The organism is Glutamicibacter sp., from assembly GCF_050701915.1.
In the GTDB taxonomy this organism is placed as follows: Bacteria; Actinomycetota; Actinomycetes; order Actinomycetales; family Micrococcaceae; genus Glutamicibacter.
On sequence record NZ_JBOGEG010000038.1, the window covers coordinates 16,145 to 33,420 of the forward strand.

Consider the following 17,276-nt stretch of genomic DNA (forward strand, 5'->3'; position numbering starts at 1 on the left):
AGGCAGGATCAACGTCCACCGCAGGTTCGGCGATGGGCCTCTGCTTCTGGTAGCGGCCGCTTGCGACGCGCTATTTGGTTTTCTTGCTCTTTGCCGGCTTCTTTTCCAGCGTTGCTTCGAATTCAAGTTTTTGCGCTCGGGCTGAAGACAGAACATATCCCATTGCCAGCATGATGGCGAGCATTGCCGAACCACCGGAGGAGATGAACGGCAGCGGAACACCGATCACGGGAAGTACGCCGGTGACGGTACCGAGGTTCACGAAGGTCTGGCCGATGACCCAGGACATCAGGCAACCCATGAGCACCTTGGTGTACAGGTCGTTGGCGCGCGCCGCAATGCGATACATCGCCAGGGCCAGCAGGATGAACATGACCAGAACGAAGAGCACGCCGATCAAGCCGAATTCTTCACCCAGAATGGAGAAGATGAAGTCGTTCTGCGCTTCAGGCACATAGGACCACTTCATGCGGGACTGGCCGGCGCCCACGCCGAACCAGCCGCCGGAGGCGAAGGCGTGCAGGCCCATGCTGGCCTGGTAGCAAAGGTCGTTGCTCGGGCCGCAATCGGTATCCAGCCAAGCGAGGATGCGCTGGCGGCGGTTGGACGAAGCCAGGATCGCCACGGACAAGCCCAGGACCCCGACTGCGGAAAACGCCGCGAGCCATTTCATCCTGATGCCGCCCAAGAACATCGCCGAGGCGATGATCATCAACAACACCAGCGCCGTGCCCACGTCCTTGCCGACCACGACGAGGCCAACGATGAAGACCCCTACGGGGCCAACCACGGGGACGACCAAGTGCTTGATATCGTGAAGCAGATGCTGCTTCTTTTCCAGCATGAACGCTGCAAAAACTGCCAACGCCAGTTTGGCGAATTCGCTGGGCTGCAGGCCGAAGCCGCCGATGCGGATCCAGTTTCGGTTGCCGAGCACCGTATGGCCCAATGGCGTGAAAGCCACGAGGAACAACAGGCCCAATGCTGCAAAAACGGAAGGCCAGGCCAGCCGCTTTAGCGTTTCCGGCTTGATCCGCTGCATGACCAGCATGCAGATGATACCCAGAGCCGCAAAACCACCTTGGGAAAGCGCTACGGTGAATCCGTCCTTACCCTTCGCGATCGCTTCAACCGACGCCGATGACTGGACCATGACCACACCGAAGACGGCCAGCACGATGGACCCTACGAGCACCAGCCAGTAGTCGGTGGAGGCCATGCGGCCACTGGCGTTCTCGACGGTTCCAAGCATCCTGCCGAACCTCACGTACCAAGGAAGATTAGCTTTGGAACCTGCTGGCTTCTTGTTTAGTTTCATCGCCATCGGTGCCTCCTGCCTCGGTGTCGTTTATTCGGTCAGCTCTCGGTTACTGGTCTTCGCCAGCTTTATCCATCAGATCACTGACGGCAGAGATAAATGCGTTGCCACGCTGGGCGTAGGAGCTGAATTGGTCCATCGAGGCCGCGGCTGGAGCCATGAGCACGGTGTCTCCTGCCTCGGCTACTTCGGCGGCCTTGGAGACCGCACGGGTCATTACCTGGGCGCCGCTTGGAACCGAACCATCACTGCCCTGCGCCGCGCCGGTGATGTCGATGACTTCAACCTCTGGCGCGTGGGCGGCGAGGGCTTCACGCAAACCCGCGGTGTCGGTGCCGATGAGCAGGACCTTGGCCAGGCGCTGGGCGTGCTTGGCGATCAGGTCGCCGTATTCCACGCCCTTGGACAAGCCACCGGCAATCCAGACCACGCGGGTGAAAGCCGCCAACGAAGCATCGGCCGCGTGCGGGTTAGTGGCCTTGGAGTCATTGATCCACAGGATGTCGTTCTTGCGGGCCACAGCCTGGATCCGGTGATCACCGGAGTCGAAGTTCTTCAAGCCCGCAGCGACAGCTTCCGGGTTCACTCCGTACGCGCGGGTCAGGGCTGCGGCGGCGGCCGCATTCGCAGCGGTGTGGCGCGGAACAATCTCGCCGATGTCCTTCAGCGCGATCAGTTCCACGGCGCTGGTCTTGCGCTCTTCGATGAAGGCGCGGTCTACCAGCAGGCCCTCGACAACTCCCACCATTGATACTGCTGGGGTGTCGGTGGTGAAGCCGATGGCACGGCAGCCTTCGATGACATCAGCGTTTTCCACCATGGTGATGGTGAGCTCATCTGCGGCGTTGAAGATCGCGGCAATCTGGGTGCGCTCGTAGATCTTGGCCTTGGCGGCCTTGTAGTTATCAAAGCCGTCATGCCAGTCCACGTGGTCTTCGGCCAGGTTCAGGACTACCGAGGCTACCGGCGAGATGCTGTGCGTGTAGTGCAGCTGGAAGCTGGAGAGCTCGACGGCGAAAACGTCATAGTCCACTGGTTCGCGCACGGCGTCCAGGATCGGGGTGCCGACGTTGCCGACGGCGATGGCCTTCAGCCCATCGGCGCGCAGGATCGCTTCGGTCATGCCCACGGTGGTGGTCTTGCCGTTGGTGCCGGTGATCGCCAGCCACTTTGGTGCTGTGTGGCCGGCACGGTTCTGCACGCGCCAAGCCAGCTCGATATCGCTCCAGATCTCGATGCCCTTGGACTCGGCTTCTTCGATTACCGGATTGCGGGGGTTCCAGCCCGGGGAAACCATGACCAGCTGGGCAGGTTGTCCGTCGACCAACGGCAGGGACTGGACGTTCCCGTTGCCGAGCAGCACCTCGTGGGCTCCGACGATCTTCAGAGTTTCGGCGCGCTGCTGGTTCAGCTGGTCATCGCGGCCGTCGATGACGGTAACGATGGCGCCCAGCTCGATGAGGGTGTCGGCTGCGGAGAATCCGGAGAGTCCCAATCCGGCTACGACTACGCGCAGGCCTTTCCAATCAGCATCCCAGCTGGTCAGCGAGTCCAGTGATTTGCCAGCGTCTAAGCTCACAGTGCGACAACCCATTCAGAGTAGAAGAGACCCAGGCCCGCGGCCACGAACAGGCCGGCAAGGATCCAGAATCGAATAACAACGTTTTCTTCGGACCAGCCCGAAAGCTCGAAGTGGTGCTGCAGCGGCGCCATCTTGAACACGCGCTTGCCGCCCGAGAGCTTGAAGTAGCCCACCTGGATGATCACCGACAGGGAGATGATCACGAACAGGCCGGCGATAACCACCAGCAGCAGCTGGGTGCGCGAGAGGATCGCGAAAGCAGCCACGGCACCGCCGATGGCCAGCGAGCCGGTGTCGCCCATGAAGATCTTCGCCGGCTTGGCGTTGAACCAGAGGAAGGCGATCAGCGCGCCGGAGAGGGTGGCTCCAAGCAGGGCAAGGTCCTGCGGGTCGCGTACCGAGTAGCAGACATCCAGCGAGTCCATGTTGCTGCAGGCCTGGTTCTGCTGCCAGATTCCCATCAGGGTGTAGGCGCCGAAGACCATGATCGAGGCACCGGTGGCCAGCCCGTCCAAGCCGTCGGTCAGGTTCACGCCATTGGTAGCACCGGTAACGATGAAGTTCGCCCAGAGGACGAACAGGATCATGCCCAGCATTGGACCGGCGAAGGCCAGGTCGATGTTGGTGTCGCGCAGGAAGGAGATCGCGGTAGAGCCCGGGGTCAACCCCTGGTCATTCGGGAATTGCAAGGCCAGCACGGCGAAGCTGATGCCGAAGAACGCCTGCAAGACAATCTTCTGCCAGGCGCGCAAGCCCAGTGAACGCTTCTTGAAGATCTTGATGAAGTCATCGAGGAAGCCGACCAGGCCCATGCCTCCGAAGAGCATCAGGACCAGCAGTCCGCTGGCGGTAATTCCCGAGGAAGTGCGTCCCATGAGCGAAAGGATGCCGTGGGTGGCGAAGTACGCCACGAACACGGCCAAGACGAAGACCACGCCGCCCATGGTCGGGGTGCCGGACTTGATGGCGTGCGAGTTCGGTCCGTCATCGCGCACGACCTGGCCGTACTGCTTCTTGGTGAGCAGCCGGATGTACAGCGGCATGGCCACCATGGTCAGCACAAGGGCAATGCCGGCCCCCAAAATCAATGCGATCATGCGTTGTCGCCTTCCTTCGCGAATGCTGCAATGTCGTCGCCGAGGAAGCGTAGACCGGCCCCGTTAGAGGACTTGAACAAGGCGATATCGCCTGGCTGAAGCTGCTCTTGCAGCAATGCGCGAGCTTCATCTAGGTCTTCAACGTAGAAGGCCTCGTCGCCCCAGCTGCCTTCGAGCACAGCGGAGTTGTAGGCGGGCTTTGCGCCGCGGCCTACCACTACAAGTTTCTTGATGTTCATGCGAACTGCCATGCGGCCCAGCAGATCGTGCTGGTGGATGCTTTCATCGCCCAGTTCCAGCATCTCGCCCAGGACTGCCCAGGTGCGTCGGCCAGGTGCGCCGTCGGCGCCCAGGCCCAGTTCGGCCAGGGTCACCAGCGCAGCGCGCATTGATTCAGGGTTCGCGTTGTACGCGTCGTTGATAATGCTCACGCCGTCGGCGCGCTCCATGCGTTCCATGCGCCAGCGGCTGCCGGCAGCGCGGCATTCGAGGCCGGCGGAGATCACTTCCGGGGCAATATCCAGCGCCAGTGCAGCGTTGGCCGCGGCGAGGATATTGGAGACGTGATGGCGTCCCAGGAGACCCGAGGTGATGCGCTTGCTGTAGCCGCCAGGGAATTCAAGGGTGAGTTCTGGCTGACCATGGGCGTTCACAACCACGTCGGAGGCCCAGACTCCAGCGTTTTCCGGCTTGTTCTTTCCGGTGCCGAAGAAGCGCACGGCTCCCCCGGAACGCGAGTCCATGCGTGCCACGCGCGGGTCATCGGCATTCAAGATTGCGGTTCCGTCGGCCGGCAGCGCCTCAACGAGTTCGCCCTTGGCCTTCTCGATGTTCTCCACCCCGCCGAATTCGCCGGCGTGGGCGGTGCCGACGCACAACACGACGCCGACCTGCGGGTGCACCATATCGGTCAGGTAGGTCAGGTGGCCAATGCCGGTAGCCCCCATCTCGATAACAAAGTACTTGGTCTCTTCGGTGGCGTTGAAGACCGTCAGCGGTACGCCGACTTCGCCATTGTAGGAGCCGATTGGCGACACGGTCGGTGCCACCTGCGACAAGATACCGGCGAGCAGGTCCTTGGTGGTGGTCTTGCCGGCCGAGCCGGTGATTCCCACGACCTTGGCGTCGTTCTTTTCCTTGAGACGGGCAACGACGTGGGAGGCAATTCTGCCCATCGCTTCCACGGCATCTTCGATGATGATCGCCGGGTGTTCCCTGCGTTCTTCATCATGGGTAACGCGTTCGGCGAGGGCCAGCACAGCGCCGGCGGCGCGTGCGCGGTCGATATAGGCGTGCCCGTCGGAGAATTCGCCGGGCTTGGCGACAAATAAGGCACCCGGGACGACTTCGCGCGAGTCAGTGGTCACGGAAGTGATCACCGTGTCGGAGGCGGCTGTAGCAGTCGCTTTTCCGCCGGTGATTTCCAGCAGGTCAGTCAGGGACAGTTCAATCATGGCAATAAGGACTTTACACTTGAGCGGTGGCGATAGTGGACTTGGACGTTCTAGGAATTGGTCACAAATCCATGAAGATTCAGTGCTTTCGCTAGTTCCACTCGATCATCCAGCTCCACGTCAATTCCCGCGACGTCTTGGCTAACTTCATGTCCCCGCCCGGCGACGAGAATCGCATCGTTGGCATCGGCCAAACTCACAGCGAACTCTACGGCTTTGGCGCGTGGCGCGATGTTGTGAAGCTGCACCTGCGGACGCTCGGAATCGAGAACCTGCTGCGCTCCGGCGGCAACCTGTTCGCGAATCGGAGCCGGGTCTTCGCCGTGCGGGTCGTCATCGGTCACAATGACGATATCCGCGTGGCGCGCTGCCACCGCTCCCATGTCCGGGCGCTTGGTCTTATCGCGATCTCCGGTGGCGCCGAAGACGACGATGCGGCGGCCCTGCTCCCCGGGACGGATGGAATCCAAGGCCTTCGCCAGGGCATCCGAATTATGGGCGAAATCGACTACGGCTACCGGAGACTCGCCCACGACCTGCATACGTCCTGGAACGGCGACCGACAGCGGATCCTTGGAGTCCAGGGCCCGCTGCAGGGCATCTAGGTCCGTGCCGCCGGCCAGTACCATCAAGGCCGCCAACGCGCCGTTGGCAACGTTGAACATGCCTGGCAGCAGCGTACGGGCCCGCAACTGGCGTCCATCGCGGTGGATCAGCGTGAAGCTGTGTCCCAGGCCGCAGTGCGCCAGTTCGGTAACCCGCCAGTGCGCCGAAACGTGGTCGCTCTCAAGGCTCAGGGTTTCGGTAGGCACCAGGGCGCGCTCGGCCAAACGCTGGCCGTATTCGTCATCCACCATGACCACTGCGCGCTCGGAGCGTTCCGCAGTGAATAGTTCGGCCTTGGTTTCGAAATACTCGTCCATCGTGCCGTGCAGGTCCAAATGGTCCTGCGTCAGGTTGGTGTAACCGGAAACGGCAAATCGCAGTGCGTCTACACGGCCATAGCTCAGCGAGTGGCTGGATACCTCCATGGCCACCGACGTGACTTCCTGCTGCGCCATGCGTGCGAGCACGCCGTGCAGCTGGGTGGATTCCGGGGTGGTCAGCACGCTGGGGATGATCTGCCCGCGGGCGGACATTTCAATGGTGCCGATCAGGCCAGTTTCTTCACCCAGCGCATCCAGGATCGCGCGGATCATGAAGGTCGTGGTGGTTTTGCCGTTGGTGCCGGTGACAGCGAACAGCTTGGGGCTGCGCTGGTCGGTTCCGTAGACGCTCTGAGCGATCACGGCTGCGGATTTGCGTACATCTGCAACAACGGCCACCGGAATGGAGAGCTCATCGCTGAGTAATTCCAATCCTGCAGTATCGGTGATCATGGCGACCGCACCGTTGCCGATGGCGGTTTCCACGAATTCGGCACCGTGGCGCTTGGCACCGGAGATGCCCAGGAAGACATCGCCGTGCTGAACAATCTGCGGGTTGAGGCTGACTCCGAGGATTTGCGGAGCGGCGTTGAGCAGCGCTCCGGTTCGCACCGCGCCAGCTGTGCCGCAGAGCTGGTCGAAGCCAAGACCGGCGGTGCTCTCTGGGCGTAGGTACCGTTCTAACTCACGAGGAGTGTCGGGGTTCTGGACTACCAAGATTTCTTCTGATCCTCACCTACAAAGACGTCGTACGCCTCTGACTTAGTCGTGCTCGGTGGCACGTTGAATGTGTTGAGAGTATGGCTCATAACATCGGTAAACGTGTCCGCTACCGAGAAGTCTTTCCAGTTGCCCTTTGGCCGGTACATGGTTGCCACGACAACGAACTGGGGATCTTCCAAGGGAGCGACACCTGCAAAGGAATAAGTATATCCGTCATAGCCCTTGGCGCTGGCTGCCTGGCCGGTACCAGTCTTGCCGCCCACGCGGTATCCGGGAATGCGCTCCTTGTAGCCGGTACCGTCGTCAACGACCGATTCCATGAGCTTGAGCATTTCTTCAGCGGTGCTCTTCTTGACCACGCGCTTCTTTTCCGGTGCCGGGATCTTGGTGATCGTACCGTCTTCGTTGCGGTAGCCCTCAATCAGGCTTGGCGAGAGGCGAACCCCGCCGTTGGCCAAGGTCTGGAAAATCGAAGCGGTGTGCAGCACGGTCTGCGAATAGCCCTGGCCGAACATGGTGGTGTACTGCTGGCGGCGGTCCCAGTTATCGGGATGTGCCAGTTGGCCAGCGCTAGCACCGTTCAACCCCACACGGATGGGGGTACCCAACCCGAAGGCACGCATGTAGTCGTAGCGGGTCTGGTTGCTCACGGTGTTGCCGACCATCACCGTGCCGGTGTTGTAGGAGCGGGCAAAGATGCCCGAGACCGTCATGTCGTACGTCGGGTGCTCCAAGGAGTCGTTGATGGTTTCCTTGGTGAATGTCTTCTTGTTCGGCACGCGCATCTCGGTCAGCGGATTAACTCCGCCCTGGTCGATGGCCGCCGCGAAGGTCGGAGCCTTGCCGGTGGAGCCTGGTTCGAAAGCGCGGGTGATGGAGGTGGACCGGCGGAATTCAGGCTTGGTGGCGCCGGGATCATTTGGATCCAATTCTGCGGAGTCGCCGATGGCGAGGATCTTGCTGGTAGCAACATCCAAAACGACCACGGAAACCCACTCAGCGTTGAATTGGGCTTGCTTCTTTTCTGCTGCACGCTGGGCGACGTAGTTGATGTCCGAGTCGATGGTCAGGATGACATCCTGGCCATCGACGGCCGGGGTTTCTTCTACTTCGGTGACGGGAATGCGCACGCCATCGGCGCTGATCTCGTATTTGCGGCTGCCGGCCTTGCCTGCCAGATGTTCCTCTTGGCTCAGTTCCAGGCCTTCGGCACCAACCACGGCGGTCTGGTCTTCGGAGTTGCGCACGAAACCCAGCAATGGGCCTGCGATCACGCCCTGCGGGTACTGGCGTTCGCTGCGCAGCAAGGAGGCTAGACGCGGAATGCCAATTTCAAGGACTTCATTGCGTACTTCCGGGGTCACGCTCTTGGCGAGCATGACGTAGCCCTTGGGCTTGGCATCGCCCTGCGGGCGTACCTTCTTGGCCAGTTCCTCACGGTCCTGTTCAAGGGTATCGGCTAGTTCATCTATGGCTTGGTCCCACGTGATGCGTTCCTGGCCGTTGGTTCCATCCCGCTTTGCCCGGCGAATGGTTTCACCCTGCTTGCGCTGGTCGATGACCAGATCGTAGCGGTCCACGGAGACAGCGAGGGTGGTGCCGTTGCGGTCTTCGATGGAACCTCGATTTGGCGCAATGTTCTCAACGCGTTCGCGGTTTTCTTGTGCGGCGTTGGCGATGGTCGCCGAGTTGATGCCCTGGACCCAGACCAGCCGGCCCAGGATTACCAGCAGCAAAACCACGGAGAGGAGCAGCACTAAGCGCATTCGCTTCTTTGCAGTGTCGATTGCGGTCGAGCTCACAAAAGAACCTAACTTTCCCTCAGCGTGGTTTTCCAGCAGCGTTGGCCACCTGTATCTAGCTTAGAAAGCGCTAACTACTCTGCTGGGGATTTGATGCTTGGTGCAGGGATCGTGCCCCCGTTAAGCTCAGTGTCCTTGAACACTGGGCGGCCATCCGTGGCTACTTCACGTTCGGCTTTCTGCGGCTTCACCTCAGGTTCCTCAGAACCTTCAGTTGCACCGGAATTCTTCTGTGAATCTGCTGAGGCTTTACCCACAGTGGTCTTCGGCGTGTTTGATTCATTGGATTCGGTTTTGCTTTCACCCTTGCGGATGCTGTCGCCTGGCAGCGGAATAGTTCCATATTCCTGCTTGCTGTTCTTGGCCTTGACGGCCTTTTCGGCGTCCTGGGTGACCTTGCCATCCGAGAGGCTGATCAGTCCTGGAGCACCTGGCGAAACCAAACCGAGGTCCTTTGCCTTGGCGGCCAGCGCCTGTGGTGCTGCCAACGACTGGGCTTCCTTCAGCAGTGCCTGGTTCTCTTGGGAGAGCGCACGCTCCTGCGACCGCAAGTTCACAATGTCGTACTGTCGCTGAGCTACCGAGGTATTGAGCAGCACCAGGGTGACGATCACGCTGAAGGCCAAGACAACAAGCACCGCAGACATGGTGAACATGGAGCGCTTATTGGTCTCGTTCATCTTGGGAACCAACGAAAGCGTTACACGCTGACGCGAGTCGCCTGTAGGCAGGTTGCTAGCTGGGACGGGCTCGGGTCGCGTTGCACGCGCAGTATTACCGTCGACAACCGGTTGGTTGCTCACGGCTGCGTTCTTCTGCACGCGGCGCTGGGCTCGTTGGCTCATGCTAGCTCCTCTTCAACACTCGTTCCACAGCTCGCAAGCGGGCTGAGGCTGCACGTGAATTTTCTGCGATTTCGTGGTCGCTTGGCTTCTCGGTGCCCTTGGTGAGCACCTTGTATTCAGCCTTGTGTTCATCCAGCTCCACCGGGAATCCCGGAGGGGCCGACGAGGTAGATCCTTGGACAAAGTGCCGTTTGGTGATTTTGTCTTCCAAAGAGTGGTAACTCATCACGACAACTCGTCCGCCGACATTCAGTGCTCCCATTGCGGCCGGGATGGCGCGTTCCAGAACGTCAAGTTCCTCATTCACAGCAATACGCAGTGCTTGGAAGGTTCGTTTGGCTGGGTGGCCGTGGTTTCGGGCTGCGGCGGCGGGGACAACGCTGCGGATCACTTCAACTAGTTCAGCAGTGGTGGTAATCCGGCTCTTGGCGCGTGCCTCAACGATTGCCGTCGAGATGCGTCCAGCAAACTTCTCTTCGCCCCACTGTCGAATAATTCGAAGCAGTTCGTCGCGTTCCAAGTCGTTGACGAGGTCCTCGGCAGTTGGGCCAACAGATGTGTCCATGCGCATATCCAGCGGCGCATCATACGAATACGCGAATCCCCGTTCGCGCTCATCGAGCTGCAGGGAGGAAACGCCGAGGTCGAACAGAACGCCGTCAACCCCTGGGAATCCAAGGTCTTCTACGACTTCCGCAATTTCGTCATACACAGCGTGCACGAGGTCAATACGGTCTTGGAACGGCGTCAGCCGTGCACCGGCAAGTTCGTGGGCCTGCTCGTCACGGTCTAGACCGATCAAGTGCAGGTTGTCGAACCGCTTCAGGATGGCTTCGGAGTGCCCGCCCATCCCGAGGGTGCAGTCAACCACAATTGCCCGACGGCCTTCAGCATTGGCTCGCTCAATACCTGGAGCTAGCAAATTAACGCATCGGTCCAGAAGTACTGGAACGTGGCGTTCGGATGCTGGTCGCTGGGAATCCTGATTTGGCACTGCGCCCCCTTTCGCTTTCGATCTGCTGTTGAGATCAGATCCCCCTCCAACCAAGTGGCGATCCAACCTTCTGGCTCCGGGGAAGTGAAGCCAGACGATCTTCTACCCCATGGTGGCTGGAGATCTCATCTCAACAAACGCGGTGTTTTGTCGAGCTAGCGCCCAAAGGCCCTAGTCTTCGTCAGTATCGGAGAACATGTCCTCTTGTTCATCCAGGTACTGCTGCCATGCGGTTGAATCCCAGATTTCAATGCGGTTACCCGCACCGATCACTGTGACTTCCCGATCCAGGCCTCCGTAAGTGCGCAGCACTTGCGGAATCGTTACGCGCCCTTGCTTGTCTGGAACTTCATCTGAGGCCCCTGAGAGGAACACACGCGCATAGTCGCGTGCTCGTCGAGAGGTCAAAGATGCCTGCGCCAGTTGCTCGTGCTGCTTCTCAAATTCCCGCTGGCTAAAAACGTAGATGCAACGCTCTTGACCCCGAGTGAGAACCAGCCCATAGGACAGCTCATCACGATATTTAGCTGGAAGAATCAACCGACCTTTTTCATCAAGACGCGGTGTGTAAGTTCCTAAGAACATGCACACCACCTTTCCCGTGAAGTGGCCAGAAGACCCATTCTTCTCTACTTGCCTCCACTTTACTCCACAACCCTCCACTGTCAATGCAATTTCAGTGGTTTCGCGAGGGTCTGGACTTAAAAAACACCTGAATCTAGCGGATGCTCAGCCTACGTTCAGGTGGAGGGATACGGATCGACCAATAGCGTACTCCTATATATTTCAGAGATTTTGCACGCAAAATCCGCGGAATATAGCTATTTTTTGGCGCAGTGGTGGATCGTGGAGGAGCTTGGGGAGGAAAGTGGGGGTTGTCCTGGACGGTGGGGCGGAAGTGAACCTTGGAATCTGCAGAGAATCCAAGATCACTCGAAAAGTTGCATTGCCATCTGCCGGGCAAACCGAATAGCCTGGACAGCCGAGTTCCCGAATTGAGCGGATCTCTTGCACAAGGCATGAGTAGCGCTGCGGTTGCCGCAACATCAGCAAACGGGGCTTAAACGAAAAAGAGGTGCAACCCCAAGGGTCACACCTCAATATCTATGGAGATCAGTTATCGGACTGATCACGCTTCCGCTGGTTCCATTTTTCCTCTAGGCCTGAAAGGAACTGCGAATTATTCTTGGATGCAGACGCTGATCCTGCCCCAGTGGAGGGACCAATTTTTCCCGTAGCCGATTTAGTCAGGGCAAGCAGCACGCCCGCGAACATCACCGCGAAGCCGAGAACGCCGACGATGATGATGTGCTGCGAGATTCCAAAGATAAGTCCCGCAAGGCCAACGATTACCAGCAAAATGCCCAGAGCGATATTGCGGGTCGACAAACGTCCCGTGCCCGCTGGACCTTTCATGCTGGAAGCGAAGCGACGGTCTTCATGCAGCTGCTTTTCCAACTGCTCCAACAAACGCTGCTCGTGTTCCGATAGCGGCATCGTCTTCTCCTTCCAAAGGCAATCTCGACGGTCATCCACCGTCTTCAAGTTCAACGTCGCGTCGATGGGAATAGTTCCCCGGATTCAATTGAACTTACTTCAAGGATAGACTCTTTTGCACTCGCCCTGCTAGTTGATCTTCCCCACTGTCCAGATATCCATACGTTCTACACAGAATGTGTTTATTCCTTGGGCCGCAGAAAACGCGCTGGGGTCACGATGGACTGCGGAAACCTCTGTCCTATCTGGTCAGCAATGCGTTCTGCTTCGCGGGCTTTCTCCTCGCGGGGGTCCAAGCTAAATTGCAGACCCAACTCGTAATCTTGCAATCTTTCAGCTTTCACGCCGATAAGCCGGACTGGTTGAGCCAACGGAGTCAATTTTCGCAGAAGGGCCAGCGCGGACTCGCAGATTTTCGTTGATGAATCTGTTGCCGCGGCGAGCGCCTTCGAACGCGTGATTCCAGAAAAGTCCTTGTATTTGATCTTCAGCCCGACGCCGTTGGCTGACTTGCCCTGCTGCCGCAGCCGCTGTCCGACCTTATGGCTTAGCCGCAAAAGTTCACCCTCAAGCTCCTGGTGATCGGTGATATCCACAGCGAAGGTATGTTCGGTAGAAATGCTCTTCTCATCCCGGCTAACCTCCACTGGGCGGTTATCTATCCCCCTGGAGAGCAGATGCAATGAGCGTCCGTGTTCCCCCAATCGGCTAATCAATCTTGCTTCTGGCTCTCCAGCCAGCTGCCCCACGGTCTCAATGCCCAAGGAGTGGAGCTGATTCGCGGTACTCTTTCCCACGCCCCACATTTTCGACACTGGTAATTCGTGCAGGAATTCCTCGGTTCGCTCGGGTGCAACTACAGCCATGCCGTCAGGCTTGGAATACGTCGAGGCGAGTTTTGCAACGAATTTATTCCTTGCAATACCCACGCTGGCCGGCAGTCCCATTTCTTTACGAATATATGCGCGGATTTCCTGAGCGATCTGCACCGGTCCGCCAAGCATGCGCATGCTCCCGGTAACGTCCAGGAAAGCTTCGTCAACGCTGACTTGTTCAACTAGCGGCGTCAAAGTGTGGAAGTACTCCATGATCCGGGCCGAGGCCTCCGAGTACTTGTGATGGCTCGGCTCGATAACGGTAGCTTCCGGTAGCAGCGGAATGGCTTGGCTCATCGGCATGGCCGAATGGATCCCGCGAGCGCGGCAATCGTAGGAGGCAGAGAGCACGACGCTGCGCCCTGAGGGATGGCCGACAATCACTGGCTTGCCCACCAGGTCAGGGCGGTCCCGCAGTTCCACCGAAACGAAGAAGGCGTCCATGTCGACATGCAAGATTGCACGATCCGTCATTTCAACTCCTCTCCCCTCGTACGGCTGCACCACCAGCTTACTCGAATGTATATTCGGATTCTGTTCGCACCCCGCATATAGGAGTGCCTACTTCTTCAGCCGGAAAACACCGGTAGAGTTGTTGCTAGCCACTAGTTGATTACCCGTAGAAATGATTTTGCATGTCGATGCCTGATTCCGTGCCGGCCCTCAACACTGAAGCCCAGAGCTTGAGCCGTACCTACACTTCTGACGTTGCTCAGCTATTGGAGGAATTCCTGGCGGCGAAAAGCGATGAAGTTGGTCAGATCACCACCAGCGCCGTCGAAATCGTCAATGCGATCACGTCATTGACCCGTGGAGGCAAACGGCTTCGTGCCCTGTTCGCATTCTGGGGTTACCTCGGCGCAGGCGGCCAGGCCGATGAACGCGACATCGTCCGACTCGGGGTCGCCTTGGAGCTCTTCCAAGGAGCCGCGCTGATTCACGATGACATCATCGACAATTCAGATACCCGACGCGGTCAGCCAAGCGTCCACAAGCGCTTCGAGGCCCAGCACCAGCAACTAGGACTTTCGGGTAGCGCAACGAACTACGGCATGGCCAGCGCAATCCTGACTGGCGACCTATGCCTGTCATTGAGCGAGGAAGTTTTCTCGGGGATTGCTTCACTCACCGAGCGGGCACGAACTATCTTCAATCAAATGCGCACCCAGGTGATGGCCGGACAGTACCTTGATGTGCTGGAAGAGTCTGCCGGGCCTGCCTACGATCCAAAGGAAGCGGTCAAGCGCGCACGCACTATTGTGCGCTTCAAGTCCGCGAAGTACTCCACCGAAAATCCTTTCTTGCTCGGTGGCGCACTTGCCGGGGCCAGCGAAGGGCTAATGGAGCACTACTCTGCATTCGCCCTTCCTCTGGGCGAAGCATTCCAGCTACGCGACGATGTTCTGGGTGTATTTGGCGATCCAGAAGTTACCGGGAAGCCAACCGGCGGCGATCTACTAGAAGGTAAGCGCACCGAATTAATTGCCCACGCCCTCTTGCTATCAAGCTCCGAAGAACAAGACTTCATCCAGAGTCGCCTCGGTGCTGTGGATCTCAGCCAAGAAGAAGTGCGGCGGTTAAGCAATATTCTGCGCGATAGCGGCGCCTTGGCAACAACCGAGCAGAGCATTAGCGCATTGACTACCCAATCAGATCTCGCCCTGAACGCATTGCAAGTCACGCCCCTCGCCCTAGCGGGACTGCAGCAGCTCAGTGACGCAGTGACAAAGAGAAGTAAATAGCGAGTCGTTACTAAAACATAACAAAAGGTCTCAACCATCCACATGACATGGATTACGGTTGAGACCTTTTGATATTACAGACGCTAGTTCTCTCGGGCCCTTACCAGCCCAGGGCCTGCGCCCTGCGACGAATTTCTGTTTTACGTCCTGTACGCAAAGCGTTCATTGGAGTGCCGGGCAGCGATTCATCCTCAGTGAACAACCAAATAATCGATTCTTCATCGGAGAAGCCGGAATCCAAAAGTACCGAAAGGGTACCCTTCAGGCTTTCCACCACCACACCGTCTTGGAGAAAATCTGCGGGGATCGAACGGACATTGCGAGCGCCAATTCTCAACGAAACAATGGCACGCTCGTCCAGCAGTCGGTGCACGCGGCGAATATCTACATCTAATTCTTCAGCCACATCGGGCAGGGTCAGCCACTGGCCGACGAGATCTACGGTTTCCTTCACCCCTTAAGGTTCCCACAAATTCCTGATCCGCGCAGAAATTTGGATGAAACTCACCTCAGCAGTTCCCATGAGTCACAGTAGTAGTGTAAATTTTCTTGTATCACTTTGATAACAATTGCATCACAGACAACATGAGGAACGATTTTCCCTTTGTTACCTGCGGAGCAAAGCCCGTTATTTTCACCGTATAAATGAGGATTGACTCCATGCCCCACGAATCCAAACATGCTTCCAAGCATGCGTTAGGCGTTGTAGCAGGCGCGGCCATTCCCGCTGCGGTCATCGGTAGCCTCGCCTTAGCTCCCGCGGCGCAGGCAGCACCGACGACTGTTCCTAACACCTCAGGAAGCTTTGCCAAGGCGGTAACTCCAGAAACCATCAAGGTAGCTGAAGACCAGATCAAGGCCCACCTGATTGCTTCACGTGTATCTACGCTGGGCTTGCCAGCTAAACGAGATGTTTCCGAAATCAAGATCCCGGCAGGCGCGTCCCTATGGAGCATCGCTCGGGAATATGACACAACGGTATCTGAGCTGAAGAAGCTCAATAATCTTAAGAACGATTCAATCATTGCCGGCAAGTCCCTCAAGGTCTCCGGTCATGCTTCAAAGAGCAGCTCCAAGGGCAAGTCCTCGAGCTCATCATCGTCGAGCACCACCAGTTACACCGTCAAGAACGGTGACACCCTCAGCGGCATTGCGAGCAAGCACGATATGAGCTTGTCTGATCTGCTGAGCAAGAATGACATCTCGGCAAGCAAGGTGATCTTCCCTGGCAACAAGCTGACGGTCAAGGGTTCGTCGTCGAGCTCCAGCAGTACAACGCATTCGAAGAAGTCCTCTTCTTCCTCGGGTTCTTCGACCTACACCGTAAAGAGCGGTGACACCCTCGGAAGCATCGCCATCAAGCACAACATGAGCTTGTCTTCGCTCCTGAGCAAGAACGATATTTCGGCCAGCAAGGTGATTTTCCCGGGCGACAAGATCAAGGTCAAGGGCTCTTCGTCCTCCGGCTCTTCGTCGAAGTCCACCCCGAAGAAGTCCTCCTCTTCAGCTTCGTCAAGCTACACCGTCAAGTCCGGTGACACGCTCAGCGGCATCGCGGCTAAGCACGGCATGAGCTTGTCCGATTTGTTGAAGATCAATGACATCTCGGCCAGCAAACCGATCTTCCCAGGCAGCAAGATCAAGGTTTCGGGCGGCTCGTCGTCGAGCTCCTCGCCGAAGAGCACTGCTGCGCCCAAGGCCAAGGCCAAGACTTCGACCTACACCGTCAAGTCCGGCGATACCCTCAGTGGCATCGCTACCAGCCACGACATGAAGCTGGCTTCCCTGCTCGACTTGAACCCCGAGTACAGCTCCAGCACTCCTCTGAAGATCGGCGCAAAGCTGAAGGTTTCGGGCTCCTCGGTGGCACCGTCGGGGCAGGTGAAGAAGCAGAAGATCGGCAACACCTTCGCCGGTCGTACCTATGAAGATCATGTGGTGCGCGATGCTAACTCGAACAAGGATTACCTTGACTCGATCAGTGTCCCGAGCCGCAGCGAGATGCAGGCCCTGATCCGTTCCACTGCCAAGAGCATGGGCGTTGACCCTGCTCTGGCAATGGCTCACGCTTACCAGGAGTCTGGCTTCAACATGCGTGCAGTCTCCCCTGCTAACGCCGTTGGCGCGATGCAGGTACTGCCAAGCACCGGTGACTGGATTGCATCGGTCATTGGCCAGGACCTGAACGTCCTGAACCCACGCGATAACGTTGTCGCTGGCGTCGCAGTTATTGCCTACAACTTGGACAACACCGACAACCTGGACGACGCAATCGCCTCGTACTACCAGGGGCTGGCCGGAGTTCGCAACAACGGCATGTACGAAGACACCAAGCATTATGTAGCCAGCATCAAGGCTCATATGAAGAATTACCGCTAAACAGCTAAAGGAGAGGCGCGTCAAACACAATGTGTTTGACGC

Annotated in this window: 14 protein-coding genes; 2 read left to right on the forward strand and 12 right to left on the reverse strand. The window is 58.2% G+C overall.

Annotated elements, in window-relative coordinates:
* Positions 1-70 precede the first annotated feature (70 nt).
* The 11 genes from ftsW to dinB all read right to left on the reverse strand — a co-directional run bounded on the left by ftsW (position 71) and on the right by dinB (position 13,587).
* Positions 71-1,324: a putative lipid II flippase FtsW gene (gene ftsW / locus ACRDT3_RS16405; RefSeq protein ID WP_431494002.1), complete on the reverse strand. Its 1,254-nt coding sequence runs from the start codon at positions 1,322-1,324 to the stop codon at positions 71-73.
* A gap of 43 nt (positions 1,325-1,367) precedes the next feature.
* Positions 1,368-2,912, reverse strand: coding sequence for a UDP-N-acetylmuramoyl-L-alanine--D-glutamate ligase (gene murD, locus ACRDT3_RS16410; RefSeq protein WP_431494003.1), 1,545 nt, complete (start codon positions 2,910-2,912; stop codon positions 1,368-1,370).
* Positions 2,894-3,997: a phospho-N-acetylmuramoyl-pentapeptide-transferase gene (gene mraY, locus ACRDT3_RS16415; protein WP_431494004.1), complete on the reverse strand. Its 1,104-nt coding sequence runs from the start codon at positions 3,995-3,997 to the stop codon at positions 2,894-2,896. The genes murD and mraY overlap by 19 nt, the downstream gene beginning before the upstream one ends.
* Positions 3,994-5,451 (reverse strand): UDP-N-acetylmuramoyl-tripeptide--D-alanyl-D-alanine ligase, encoded by a 1,458-nt coding sequence (locus ACRDT3_RS16420; RefSeq protein ID WP_431494005.1) that lies wholly within the window; start codon positions 5,449-5,451, stop codon positions 3,994-3,996. Before ACRDT3_RS16420 ends, mraY begins: the two co-directional genes overlap by 4 nt.
* A gap of 50 nt (positions 5,452-5,501) precedes the next feature.
* Positions 5,502-7,094, reverse strand: a complete 1,593-nt coding sequence (locus ACRDT3_RS16425) for a UDP-N-acetylmuramoyl-L-alanyl-D-glutamate--2,6-diaminopimelate ligase (RefSeq protein ID WP_431494006.1) — start codon at positions 7,092-7,094, stop codon at positions 5,502-5,504.
* Positions 7,088-8,902: a peptidoglycan D,D-transpeptidase FtsI family protein gene (locus ACRDT3_RS16430; RefSeq protein ID WP_431494007.1), complete on the reverse strand. Its 1,815-nt coding sequence runs from the start codon at positions 8,900-8,902 to the stop codon at positions 7,088-7,090. Before ACRDT3_RS16430 ends, ACRDT3_RS16425 begins: the two co-directional genes overlap by 7 nt.
* Before the next feature lie 74 nt (positions 8,903-8,976).
* Positions 8,977-9,747 (reverse strand): hypothetical protein, encoded by a 771-nt coding sequence (locus ACRDT3_RS16435; protein ID WP_431494008.1) that lies wholly within the window; start codon positions 9,745-9,747, stop codon positions 8,977-8,979.
* Position 9,748: 1 nt separating this feature from the next.
* Positions 9,749-10,741 carry a 16S rRNA (cytosine(1402)-N(4))-methyltransferase RsmH gene (gene rsmH / locus ACRDT3_RS16440; protein WP_431494009.1) on the reverse strand — a complete coding sequence of 331 codons (993 nt, stop codon included), beginning with the start codon at positions 10,739-10,741 and terminating at the stop codon, positions 9,749-9,751.
* A 171-nt stretch (positions 10,742-10,912) separates the two neighbouring features.
* Positions 10,913-11,326, reverse strand: a complete 414-nt coding sequence (gene mraZ, locus ACRDT3_RS16445) for a division/cell wall cluster transcriptional repressor MraZ (RefSeq protein WP_431494010.1) — start codon at positions 11,324-11,326, stop codon at positions 10,913-10,915.
* 528 nt (positions 11,327-11,854) lie between these two features.
* A complete protein-coding gene (locus tag ACRDT3_RS16450) occupies positions 11,855-12,238 on the reverse strand; it encodes a DUF3040 domain-containing protein (RefSeq protein WP_431494011.1) in 384 nt (127 codons plus the stop codon).
* Between the two features lie 182 nt (positions 12,239-12,420).
* Positions 12,421-13,587, reverse strand: a complete 1,167-nt coding sequence (gene dinB / locus ACRDT3_RS16455) for a DNA polymerase IV (protein ID WP_431494012.1) — start codon at positions 13,585-13,587, stop codon at positions 12,421-12,423.
* Between the two features lie 161 nt (positions 13,588-13,748).
* On the opposite strand from dinB, the gene ACRDT3_RS16460 reads away from it, so the two are divergent.
* Complete coding sequence (locus ACRDT3_RS16460) at positions 13,749-14,855, forward strand: polyprenyl synthetase family protein (RefSeq protein WP_431494013.1); 1,107 nt, start codon at positions 13,749-13,751, stop codon at positions 14,853-14,855.
* Positions 14,856-14,955: 100 nt separating this feature from the next.
* On the opposite strand, the gene ACRDT3_RS16465 is transcribed toward ACRDT3_RS16460, so the two are convergent.
* Positions 14,956-15,309 (reverse strand): Rv2175c family DNA-binding protein, encoded by a 354-nt coding sequence (locus ACRDT3_RS16465; RefSeq protein WP_431494014.1) that lies wholly within the window; start codon positions 15,307-15,309, stop codon positions 14,956-14,958.
* Positions 15,310-15,515: 206 nt separating this feature from the next.
* On the opposite strand from ACRDT3_RS16465, the gene ACRDT3_RS16470 reads away from it, so the two are divergent.
* A complete protein-coding gene (locus ACRDT3_RS16470) occupies positions 15,516-17,234 on the forward strand; it encodes a LysM peptidoglycan-binding domain-containing protein (RefSeq protein ID WP_431494015.1) in 1,719 nt (572 codons plus the stop codon).
* Positions 17,235-17,276 lie beyond the last annotated feature (42 nt).

What these genes read in the sequence shown, in the direction of transcription:
- ftsW (WP_431494002.1), bottom strand. Translation starts at nt 1,324, where the DNA reads ATGGCGATGAAACTAAACAAGAAGCCAGCAGGTTCCAAAGCTAATCTT.
- murD (WP_431494003.1), bottom strand. Translation starts at nt 2,912, where the DNA reads ATGGGTTGTCGCACTGTGAGCTTAGACGCTGGCAAATCACTGGACTCG.
- mraY (WP_431494004.1), bottom strand. Translation starts at nt 3,997, where the DNA reads ATGATCGCATTGATTTTGGGGGCCGGCATTGCCCTTGTGCTGACCATG.
- ACRDT3_RS16420 (WP_431494005.1), bottom strand. Translation starts at nt 5,451, where the DNA reads ATGATTGAACTGTCCCTGACTGACCTGCTGGAAATCACCGGCGGAAAA.
- ACRDT3_RS16435 (WP_431494008.1), bottom strand. Translation starts at nt 9,747, where the DNA reads ATGAGCCAACGAGCCCAGCGCCGCGTGCAGAAGAACGCAGCCGTGAGC.
- mraZ (WP_431494010.1), bottom strand. Translation starts at nt 11,326, where the DNA reads ATGTTCTTAGGAACTTACACACCGCGTCTTGATGAAAAAGGTCGGTTG.
- ACRDT3_RS16450 (WP_431494011.1), bottom strand. Translation starts at nt 12,238, where the DNA reads ATGCCGCTATCGGAACACGAGCAGCGTTTGTTGGAGCAGTTGGAAAAG.
- dinB (WP_431494012.1), bottom strand. Translation starts at nt 13,587, where the DNA reads ATGACGGATCGTGCAATCTTGCATGTCGACATGGACGCCTTCTTCGTT.
- ACRDT3_RS16460 (WP_431494013.1), top strand. Translation starts at nt 13,749, where the DNA reads ATGTCGATGCCTGATTCCGTGCCGGCCCTCAACACTGAAGCCCAGAGC.
- ACRDT3_RS16470 (WP_431494015.1), top strand. Translation starts at nt 15,516, where the DNA reads ATGCCCCACGAATCCAAACATGCTTCCAAGCATGCGTTAGGCGTTGTA.